Source organism: Sphaerospermopsis kisseleviana CS-549 (assembly GCF_028329225.1).
GTDB classification, from domain to species: Bacteria; Cyanobacteriota; Cyanobacteriia; order Cyanobacteriales; family Nostocaceae; genus Sphaerospermopsis; species Sphaerospermopsis kisseleviana.
Genome location: NZ_JAQMTI010000241.1, coordinates 1 through 10,389 on the forward strand (window position 1 = coordinate 1; position 10,389 = coordinate 10,389).

13 protein-coding genes are annotated in these 10,389 nt (G+C 36.7%); 8 read left to right on the forward strand and 5 right to left on the reverse strand.

Going from position 1 to position 10,389, the window contains the following annotated elements; all coding sequences use genetic code 11:
• Window positions 1-282 precede the first annotated feature (282 nt).
• Complete coding sequence (locus PN497_RS18485) at window positions 283-846, reverse strand: SRPBCC family protein (RefSeq protein ID WP_096572304.1); 564 nt, start codon at window positions 844-846, stop codon at window positions 283-285.
• A gap of 365 nt (window positions 847-1,211) precedes the next feature.
• On the opposite strand from PN497_RS18485, the gene PN497_RS18490 reads away from it, so the two are divergent.
• The 4 genes from PN497_RS18490 to lpxD all read left to right on the forward strand — a co-directional run bounded on the left by PN497_RS18490 (window position 1,212) and on the right by lpxD (window position 4,387).
• A complete protein-coding gene (locus PN497_RS18490) occupies window positions 1,212-1,406 on the forward strand; it encodes a hypothetical protein (protein ID WP_096572303.1) in 195 nt (64 codons plus the stop codon).
• Window positions 1,407-1,788: 382 nt separating this feature from the next.
• Window positions 1,789-1,953, forward strand: a complete 165-nt coding sequence (gene rd / locus PN497_RS18495; protein WP_096572302.1) for a rubredoxin — start codon at window positions 1,789-1,791, stop codon at window positions 1,951-1,953.
• Between the two features lie 47 nt (window positions 1,954-2,000).
• Window positions 2,001-3,266, forward strand: a complete 1,266-nt coding sequence (locus PN497_RS18500) for a BaiN/RdsA family NAD(P)/FAD-dependent oxidoreductase (RefSeq protein WP_096572301.1) — start codon at window positions 2,001-2,003, stop codon at window positions 3,264-3,266.
• Window positions 3,267-3,334: 68 nt separating this feature from the next.
• Window positions 3,335-4,387 carry a UDP-3-O-(3-hydroxymyristoyl)glucosamine N-acyltransferase gene (gene lpxD / locus PN497_RS18505; RefSeq protein WP_096572300.1) on the forward strand — a complete coding sequence of 351 codons (1,053 nt, stop codon included), beginning with the start codon at window positions 3,335-3,337 and terminating at the stop codon, window positions 4,385-4,387.
• Between the two features lie 64 nt (window positions 4,388-4,451).
• Here lpxD and PN497_RS18510 read toward each other — a convergent pair whose 3' ends face one another.
• Entirely contained in the window at window positions 4,452-4,964 is a 513-nt protein-coding gene (locus PN497_RS18510) for a DUF29 family protein (RefSeq protein WP_096572299.1), read from the reverse strand.
• 210 nt (window positions 4,965-5,174) lie between these two features.
• Here PN497_RS18510 and PN497_RS18515 point away from each other — a divergent pair, with 210 nt between their 5' ends.
• Window positions 5,175-6,551, forward strand: coding sequence for a YcjF family protein (locus PN497_RS18515; protein ID WP_096572884.1), 1,377 nt, complete (start codon window positions 5,175-5,177; stop codon window positions 6,549-6,551).
• Between the two features lie 217 nt (window positions 6,552-6,768).
• Window positions 6,769-6,975, forward strand: a complete 207-nt coding sequence (locus PN497_RS18520; protein ID WP_096572883.1) for a hypothetical protein — start codon at window positions 6,769-6,771, stop codon at window positions 6,973-6,975.
• Window positions 6,976-7,090: 115 nt separating this feature from the next.
• Here the strand turns inward: PN497_RS18520 and PN497_RS18525 are convergent, their stop codons facing one another.
• From PN497_RS18525 to PN497_RS18535, 3 genes are all read right to left on the reverse strand, one after another.
• Window positions 7,091-7,570 carry a hypothetical protein gene (locus tag PN497_RS18525; protein WP_236104095.1) on the reverse strand — a complete coding sequence of 160 codons (480 nt, stop codon included), beginning with the start codon at window positions 7,568-7,570 and terminating at the stop codon, window positions 7,091-7,093.
• A gap of 218 nt (window positions 7,571-7,788) precedes the next feature.
• A complete protein-coding gene (locus tag PN497_RS18530; protein WP_096572297.1) occupies window positions 7,789-8,040 on the reverse strand; it encodes a hypothetical protein in 252 nt (83 codons plus the stop codon).
• A 42-nt stretch (window positions 8,041-8,082) separates the two neighbouring features.
• Window positions 8,083-8,415 carry a protein kinase family protein gene (locus PN497_RS18535; RefSeq protein WP_096572296.1) on the reverse strand — a complete coding sequence of 111 codons (333 nt, stop codon included), beginning with the start codon at window positions 8,413-8,415 and terminating at the stop codon, window positions 8,083-8,085.
• A 47-nt stretch (window positions 8,416-8,462) separates the two neighbouring features.
• Between PN497_RS18535 and PN497_RS18540 the strand changes: the two genes are divergently transcribed.
• A complete protein-coding gene (locus PN497_RS18540; RefSeq protein ID WP_096572295.1) occupies window positions 8,463-9,593 on the forward strand; it encodes a DNA cytosine methyltransferase in 1,131 nt (376 codons plus the stop codon).
• 81 nt (window positions 9,594-9,674) lie between these two features.
• Window positions 9,675-10,361 (forward strand): deoxyribose-phosphate aldolase, encoded by a 687-nt coding sequence (gene deoC / locus PN497_RS18545; RefSeq protein WP_096572294.1) that lies wholly within the window; start codon window positions 9,675-9,677, stop codon window positions 10,359-10,361.
• The last annotated feature ends 28 nt before the right edge of the window (window positions 10,362-10,389 follow it).

Consider the following 10,389-nt stretch of genomic DNA (forward strand, 5'->3'; position numbering starts at 1 on the left):
AAATCAGTGCAGGATTTTTCAGGGGCATACTCCTAAAAGCGTGCATTTTCCGGGTGAAATTTCAAAGAATTGGTTACTAACAGATCACCCAAACTCTTGCCTATTCCCTATTCCCTATTCCCTGCCTTAACGAAGAGACTTTTTCAGCAAACCCTAAATAGGTGATTGGTGATTGGGAAAATACAAATAATTTCCTCTGCTTCCCAGTTTCTGCCCCAGTCCCTAGTCACCAGTCCCCAACAACCAAAATTCCAAAATAGCTTTTGCCTGTAGACATTACTGTTATTGACTTAAAATCAGCACTTGTCGCATTTTACGCATATTTTCTGGTAATTCCAAGTTCATTGCTTGTTGAATAAAAATTGAGGGGATGGGAATATTCGGTGTTGCTTGCACTGTATAGGCTAACAAAGTTCCATTTCCCATGTCTTTAAGTTCTAAGTTGGCATGGAAATCTTCAAATGTCCCTTTTTCCATGCGAAATTGTATTTGCTGTCCTAAGACTTCAACAACGCTGAGATAAATTTCTACTTGGGCAGTGAAAAATAAAAATGCTTTCTGTGCTGTTTGATATAGGCGCTTGACATCACCCTTGGTTATGATCTCGCTTTTGGTGATGTCAGGGAAATATTGCACCCAACGGGGATAATCTGTAATCTGCTGCCAAACGTTGGACCGAACTAAGGGTAAGTACATCCAAGCTGTGACAGCACCACCCCAGAGAGTATGCGATCGCGTTTGTAGCAAAATTTCACCTTGGATCAGTGACTTTTGTTTGTCTGGACTCCACAACATATCTAACCCTTTAGAACCTTGAATAGTTGATGATATATCAGATACAGACATAGTGTTTTTCTCTACCCCTCAAACAATATTTATTAACCAAAAACTGAATCAAACATTTAAATCTTCTAAAAAACCAGAGTTTGAAAGTTTCAACCAAGAAATTTCAGGATTTAAACCTACTCATTTTTAATTACAGTTCATTTTATTGATTTTCTGGATATAATTTGATGGAAGTTGATTCTATCTACAAACTCTTGCACCCTGTATTTAAATCTACCTGTTTGGCAGAAATGACTTACAGTATCATTTTTTCTCTCTTTCCCATTCTCTATTTCCTACCCAAAGAGATATGAACCTGCAACAAGCAAACGTGATATAATTTTAATTGAAAATGTAATTTTTGCTGAAATTGCCAGAAAAGTCCAGTGAATCAATCTTCATTAAATCGCAAATTAACTCAAATCTTAGGTATCCTTCTTGGTATGGGAATAGCCTTATGGATACTCAGAGGCTTGGGTATTCTCACTTTTATTCCTGGTGGTGTGATTTGGCTATTGTTGTTTGGGGCGTTGGGGTTAGGCATTTTCAGTTATTTTCAACGCAGATTATGGCGTTTTTAAGATCCGTCCTCAGCAATAAGCAAGTAAATATAGATTGATAAGCTGTTACACAGCTAAATTGTATAATCCTAATATTCTGAACTCTTGTTTAACAGGCAAGATGCCTGTTCCACTTATACAAATTAAATGCACAACAGCTTATCAAAATATAAATATAGTGATAAATATAGTGATCCGATTTGATTCATGAATTTTTCGTAGATGTGGGGAACAGGGAACACTTCGACAAGCTCAGTGCATCGCAGGGAACAGGAAACAGGGAACAGGAAAGAAGGCTTTCAGTATGTACGGAGTTCTGTTCAAAAATCAAATAGGAGTCCTATATATGGAATACTATGGAATAGTGTAAAGCTGAACTAATTAGTTATTAGGACGCACAACCATGAAAAAATATATATGTACGGTCTGCGGCTATATCTATGATCCAGAGGTAGGTGATCCTGATGGTGGCATAGAACCAGGAACAGTTTTTGAAGATATCCCAGAAGACTGGGTTTGTCCTGTTTGCGGTGCGGCAAAAGAGGATTTTACACTTTTTGAAGAATAAAGCTAACAGCCTTCCTGTAAAGTAAGATTATTGAAAGATTTTTAAAGTTGTTACCCTTGCAAATTGTAGTTATTGGTGGTGGGGCGGCGGGTTTTTTTGGTGCGATCACCGCAGGTGCTGCGCTCCGCGCAATCGCTTGTGCTGAAGCTAACCCCCAAGCCCAAGTTACTTTAATTGAAGCCAGTCGTAAACCCCTGGCTAAAGTTCTCATTTCTGGTGGGGGACGCTGTAACGTTACTCATGCTTGTTTTACTCCTGAAGAGTTGGTGCAAAATTACCCCAGAGGTGGTAAAGCTTTGCGGGGTGCTTTTACTCGTTTCCAACCTCTTGACACCGTAGCTTGGTTTGCGGCTCATGGTGTAAATTTGAAAACTGAAGCTGATGGGCGGATGTTTCCCATTACAGATCGTTCGGAAACTATTGTAGAATGTTTGATTAAAGCTGCTTTTAATGCTGGGCTAGAACTGAGTATTGGTACTCCTGTAATTTCTGTGAACCGAAAAAACGAGGGTTTTGAAGTTATTTTCAAGTCGGGAGAAACGAAATATTGCGATCGCTTACTTTTAGCTACTGGTAGCAGTTTAATAGGTTATAAAATCGCTAGAGAGTTAGGTCATCACATCGAAACCCCTGTTCCCTCTTTATTTACTTTTAACATTGCTGATCCAAAATTACGAACATTGGCAGGAATTAGCGTTAATCCTGTTAATCTGCGTTTATCAATTGCAGATAAAAAACCTTTACAACAAACAGGACCTTTGTTAATCACTCATTGGGGTATCAGTGGACCTGCGGTACTGAAACTTTCCGCTTGGGGTGCAAGAATACTGCATGAAAATCGCTATCAATGCAAATTATACATTAATTGGTTGCCCAACTTGCCACAAGAGGAAGTGAGACAAAGGCTTTTAGCGGTAAAACAGGAATGGGGCAAAAAAGCGATCGCCCTCCATCGTGGTGTTGACTTACCCCATCGACTGTGGCAATATCTAATTAGCCGTATAAGTATTACTACTGAAGACCGTTGGGCAGAAATATCTAACAAAACCTTAAATCAGTTAGTTCAAGAAATATCTCAGGGAGAATACTTAATTAATGGTAAAGGAGTTTTCAAAGAAGAATTTGTCACCTGTGGGGGTGTCAACATCAAGGAGGTTAACTTTAAAACAATGGAAAGTAAGCTAGTTCCGGGTTTATACTTTGCTGGGGAAATATTGGATATTGATGGTATAACTGGTGGTTTTAACTTCCAAAGTGCTTGGACAACCGCATATTTAGCTGGAAAGTCAATGACTCAAACGAGTAATTCCTAACTGTCACCAAAAAAGATCAGATTAAGGCATGATCATTGTCAGAAACCTCAGATGCTCAAAATTAAATCATGTTATTCAGCGAAATTGTTAGTAAATTAAGTGACAATATTCAAGCTCACAGTCTCACCCTGAACCCAGAACTCAACCCAGAAATTACCGGAGTTGCAGCTATAGATGAAGCTACAAGCGGTACTATCACCTATGTGGAAGGGGGAAAATTTGCATCTTTAGTTAATTCTACTGTTGCCAGTGCTTTAATTTTACCTCTGGATGAAAAATTACACACTCAAGCTACAGAAAGGGGTATTGCTTGGTTAGCAACTCCCGAACCCCGGTTATTATTTGCTCAAGCGATCGCTCTTTTTTACCAACCCTATCAACCTACCCCAGAAATTCATCCCAGCGCCGTTATTCACCCCACCGCCAAAATCGGTAATAATGTTTATATTGGCGCTCATGTTGTCATTTCTCCGGGTGCAGAAATTGGTAATGGTGTAATTATTCACCCCAACGTCGTGATTTATCCTGATGTAAAAATTGGCGATCGCACCACCTTACACGCTAACTGTACCATCCATGAACGTACCCAAATCGGTGCAGACTGCGTAATTCATAGCGGTGCTGTCATCGGTGCAGAAGGTTTTGGTTTTGTTCCTACCCGCACAGGTTGGTTAAAAATGGAACAATCTGGTTATACAGTTTTAGAAGATGGGGTAGAAATAGGTTGTAACAGTGCAGTTGATCGTCCCGCAGTCGGTGAAACCCGCATTGGCAAAAATACTAAAATTGACAACTTAGTACAAATTGCTCACGGTTGCCAAATCGGCTCAGGTTGTGCTATTGCTGGACAAGCGGGGATGGCCGGAGGTGTAAAAGTAGGAAACCGAGTCATTTTAGCAGGACAAAGCGGAATAGCAAACCAAGTAACAATTGGAGATGGGGCGATCGCCTCTGCTCAAACAGGTATTCATAACAATGTTGCACCAGGAGAAATCGTCTCTGGTACTCCTGCCGTACCACACAAATTATACCTGAAAGTATCTGCTATTTATAGCCGTCTTCCAGAGATATATCAAACTTTCAAACAATTGCAACGTCAACTAGGGAAAAAGTCAGATTAATTTTTTTGTGGAACAGGCATCTTGCCTGTTTTGAATTGATAATATTTTACTACTTTGGATAATTCTAGCTATTAAGCCAATCTTCACCCCCTGGTAATTGAGCAAAATAATCATCTATAACATCAGGTAATTCTCTATTTGTATAGTTATATGTCATTCCTAATAACTCAGTTGCATTTAATATTAATTGGGATTTATTTAACATTTGGGAAATTTGTTTTCGTTTTAAAGTACCATGCAAAACCTCTAAACTAGCATCTGCTATTGCTGGTGTAAGTTCATCTTCTAAATAAGTTTGCCATTCATCTTCATTGATATAATGAGATTTTTGATTATCTTTCAAATTCACCTCTTGAATTTCCAAGATAGCATTACGAATAGAAGCAGCCCAAGAATTGGTTAATTTCTGTTCTATTTGATTCTTAATTAAATGTATGAGCAGAATCTTTAAAAAGGATTTAATCTGCCGCAAAATAGCCTTTTTACTCATTCCCTCTAATTCATCAACAATTGCCAGAGCATCTGTGTAACGTCCTGCTAAAATGCTATTTCTGAGGTCAATTAATTCCTGTGTCATCTGTATTCACCTCAAACTATAAGTAAGAGAATATTGATTCAGACAATCCTTAATTGTATTTTATAGTTAAATTTGTTCATTTGTCTAACTTGAATCAGCCGGTTTTGATATATTCTGGAGATACAACCATCAAAAGTGCGGAGAATCAGAATTGTGAAGTTACATAAACCAATATTAGTGGGAGGACTGGGTTTGTCCGTTTCCCTGTGGATGTTAGACACCTGGCATGATTCAATAGTACAGGTAGGAGAGTTTGGTCTGTTGAGTGCTTTAGTCGTTGGTGGGGGTTTGTGGTTGTTGCAGAAAAATCGCCCCCAGATTGGTGAACAGCTAGATAATATGGTTATAGATAGGTCATCTGTAGAAAATGCAGTCAATAAAACCCAAGCTATCATCAACCAACTCGCACAAGAAGCAGTCAACCATGCCAGCTTAACAACTTTACGTGAACAACTGGAACAATTACTTTTAGAGTTGGATAGACGAGAAATTCAAATTGCTGTTACAGGTGGTAAGTCTGTAGGTAAAAGTACAATTATTCAAACTCTCAAAAATGTAGAAACTTTATCTACAAACTCTCTACATTTTGTAGAAACAGCACCTTTATTTACAGGAATGAATGAAAATTCTGATGCGGTTACATTATCAGAACTGCAAAAATCTGATTTTGTTTTATTTCTTACCAATGGAGATTTAACAGATTCAGAATTTCAAGTTTGGCAACAATTAAAAGCTGTAAAACAATCAGTATTGCTGGTTTTTAATAAACAAGATCAGTATATAGTAGATGAACGCGCTACAATTTTGCAATCCTTGAAACAAAGAGTTTCTGGTAATGTAGTTGCAACTTCCGCTTCACCTTTACCTGTAAAAGTGAGAAAACATGAAGCTGATGGTTCTGTACAAGAATGGATGGAAAAACCAACACCAAACATTCAAGAATTAACAGAAAAATTAGTTGAAGTTTTAACACAACAAAAACAGCAGCTAGTTTGTACAACAACAATGCGGAAAGTGCTGTTACTCAAAGCGGAAGCGAAAAATTGTTTAAATAGCATCAGACGCGATCGCTCAACACCCATCATAGAACAAAATCAGTGGATAGCTGCTGCTGCTGCTTTTGCCAACCCAATTCCCGCTTTGGATATATTAGCAACTGCGGCTATTAATGCACAAATGGTAATGGATTTAGGTAATATTTATCAACAAAAAATTTCCTTAGAACAGGCGCAACAAGTAGCGGTCACTATGGGAAGCTTAATGTTGAAATTAGGATTAGTAGAATTATCTACTAGAGCAGTAACAGGTATTCTCAAAACTAATGCTGTCACCTTCGTTGCAGGGGGAGTAGTTGAAGGTGTGAGTGCTGCTTATTTAACCAAAGTTGCTGGTTTAAGTTTGGTTGAATATTTTGAACAGCAAGAAATAGCATTAGAAACAGGAACTGGTTTAAACCTGGAAAAATTACGCCAAGTTTTGCAAAATGTATTCCAGCAAAATCAAAAAATTGCTGTTTTGGAAGCATTTGTTAAACAAGGTGTGAAACGGTTATTACCAGAAACAAAACCAGTTGAAGTATTGGGATAATTTTGTACACAGAAATTACAAACCCGCTTGCAGTGGAGTTATTCCCAAATAAAAAGCGGGTTTTATTGTCAGAATTTAGCAGTCAGAAGTCAGAAGTCAGAAGTCAAAATATTTTTTAATCACTCAAATTTCATGCGATTTTGAACAGATTTATTTTGTGGTAGGGTTTATGATAATGTCTGTGATTTTCTCAGATGTTGAAACTATTGGTAAATTTATGACACCTCAAGAATTTTTGGATAATTTAGCTACAGCAAAAACAGACTCAGAAAAACTTGTTGTTTTTGCAAGATACCTAGACACAACAGCATTAGATCATGCAACCACCCCCAGATGGAAAAGTTTAGCTTACAGTATGGAAATTCAATTTGCACTCAATAACCTTGCTTTTCATTTAGAAGCATTAGCTGAAAAAGCAAATTAATGATTGAAAATAATACTTAATAGGTATGATTTTTTTGTACCTATCAAGTAATTATATTTTTTGGTTAAACTCTCCTAAATACCTGATTTATCAATTCACAAATTACTTAAATTACTTAAAGCTGACGATAAACGGCAAATAAATAATCATTATATTTGTGTTCAACCTCAAGATTAGTAAACGCCCAAGCGATTGGATAAGGTTTTTGATATTCTCCTAAAATATTGATCCTGTGACAAACACCAGGAATTTTGGTTAAGTATTTGTTGTTTAAAGGTGAATCACAAACAAATAAACCTCTAGCTGTGTATGTTGTACCTATGATATTTAAGCTATGATTAATTATGATTGCTACATAGTATTTATCATCAGCAGAATGCAGCACTTGAACTAAGTCATTATGAGTAATACCAAGTAAACGAGTAGGTAATTTAAAATCTGCGCTGGTGTCTAAGGGGAGGTTTTGAGTCTTTACCCAAGTGATAATTTCTTGATGTTTTTTCAATGCTGCACGTTTTTGGAAAAAATATTTGATCTGGGTAAATAAATTAGCGATCGGGTATATCAGTTGTAGTGCGATTAATATCAAGGTCATGAATATTCTTTGGAGTTTAAACATTTTTTACACCTGTTTGTTATAATTGAGATTAGAAAACATTTTAATTAATCTATAGTTGTAACATCCAGATGTTCAAGAATGGGATGAAAATTTTGATAAAATAGTGAAACGTTTTGAAGCATTGCAATATGGCTTAACTAATTTTTCTGAATGATTTATTGTTGTGGGTTAAAATTGTTTAAGTTACTAATTAATCAAAAACTAGGTAAATCATGATCTGAATATCCAGCACCAACAAAAGCAGGAATAGTATTAGTTTGCTTCTCAACCAGTTCTAGCAAAGCTTCATTACAACGTTCCGCAATTTCTGGATATTTGTTTGCTATCCATTCAAGTTCTGTCACACCAGAAGGATCACTAATATCAATCCCCATATTTATCAATTCTTCAGTATGTTGCAGTGCGAGATTGAAAATACCCTCAAAATCTATAAATTCTTCGTACATGATTATATTCCTCTAATCTAATTTTTGGTTCTTCGGTACTTGTTATGCTAAATTACTAATTGGGTAAGAGGGAAAAGGGAACAGGGAACTCTTAACATTAACCCATTGTTTACTTTCTACTTCTCCACACATCCAACCTTTATAACCAATAGGTAAGATACGGGGATTTTCCACTAAACCAGAAACACTCTTAACTGATATCCAAAATAGCAGACGCTGATTATCACTGCTATATACTGGAATATCTTCATCAGTACCAAATTCTGTTATTCTGGATTCACTAGCATTGATACCACGATTTATTAACCCTCTACGAACTATTTCAACTGCTCGTTTTCCTTCAGCTAAGAAATTTTCCCAATCGGATGAAGACATAATAAGATGTAATTAATTCGGCAAAACAACATTATTTGATTTTACCAATGAATGACAATATTTGTATCTTCTCTTTCTTCTCCGGTTCAGGTTTCCTCGATTTAGGTTTTGAAAATACAGGTTATAAAATCGCATACATTAACGAAATATTCCCCCCTTTCATGTCTGCTTATCGCTATTCACGGGAAATTCTTAAACTCCCATCTCCTGAATATGGATATCATGAGGGTGAGGAAGCAGATGTCAGTAAATTAACTCAAGGAAATGCGGCACAAAAATTAAATGAATTAGTCAAAGATTCCCGAAAATCAAATAATATAATTGGCTTTATTGGTGGTCCACCTTGTCCTGATTTTTCTATTGGTGGTAAAAACAAAGGACATTTGGGGGATAATGGTAAATTATCGGAATCTTATATTGAGTTGATTTGTCAAAATTTACCTGATTTCTTTTTATTCGAGAATGTTAAGGGTTTATGGAAAACTAAAAAACATCGTTTATTTTATGAATATTTGAAAATTAAATTACAGCAATCTGGTTATATTTTAACAGAACGTTTAATTAATGCTATTGAATATGGTGTACCTCAAGATAGAGATAGAATTATTTTAATAGGTTTTAAAAATAATCTGCTCAATTGTATGGAAATTGATGATTTTACCTTTCCTTGGGAAGAATATATTTTATATCCTCAAAATCAAGTGTTTGCATATTCTTGGAATAAAACCGAACCTTTTAAAGAAAATTCTATCACCTATTGTCCTGATAATATTCCCCAAGAATTAACTGTTGAATATTGGTTTATAAAAAATAATGTGCTTAATCATCCTAATTCAAAACATTATTTTCACCCACGAGCAGGTATCACTAAATTTTTAACTATTGCTGAAGGAGATGATTCTAAAAAATCATTTAAACGTTTGCACCGATGGCGGTATTCTCCTACAGCTTGTTATGGAAATAATGAAGTACATTTACATCCTTACAAAGTGCGACGTATTTCTGTATCTGAAGCTTTAGCTATTCAATCTTTACCCGCTAATTTTTCACTTCCAGAAAATATGTCACTTACGAATATGTTTAAAACCGTGGGTAATGGTGTTCCGTACTTAGCAGGGAAAGCATTAGCTCAAAGTATACTTGATTTTTTGTATATTAAAAAGTTTTCTGACTCCTGACTCCTCCAAATATGATTTAATAGAGAAGAAACATCTTAAATTTTCATAAAGATTAATAATCCCTAACTGGCAGACTTAACAATGGCAGCAGACTCCCCCAACATTGATATTGCGCCATTTATCGATCACTCCCTGCTATTACCAACTACTACCCCAGAGCAGGTTGAAAGATGGTGTGAAGAAGCATATAGATTTAATTTTGCAGCGGTTTGTATCCATCCCTGTTATGTCAAACAAGCTGCCCAACTGCTGCACAACAAAAACCCCCAAGTTTGTACTGTGATTGGTTTTCCTACTGGTTTGACGACTTCAGCCGTGAAGTTATATGAAGCGCAAGAAGCTGTGGAAAATGGTGCAACAGAGTTAGATTTGGTGATTAACTTAGGTTGGTTGAAAGCAGGTAAAAGCGAGGAAGTACACCAGGAAATTGCTACAATTTGTGAAGAAACTGGAAAACCTGTAAAGGTAATTTTAGAAACCAGTTTACTCACGGATGCAGAAAAAAAACTTGCAGCCGAACTAGCTATGGATGCGGGTGCTGCATTCTTAAAAACCAGTACAGGTTGGAATGGAGGAGCAACTGTAGCAGATGTACGCCTATTAAAAGAAATAGCACGGGACAGGGTGGGAATTAAAGCATCAGGAGGGATTCGCACCCATAACGACGCTTTAGATTTAATTATGGCTGGTGCTACCAGATTAGGAACATCTCGCGGTATAGACTTACTGCGTCAGCGCGATCGCCAAGAAGAGGTGACTGGTGATTAGGGACTGGGGACTGGGGACTGGTGACTGG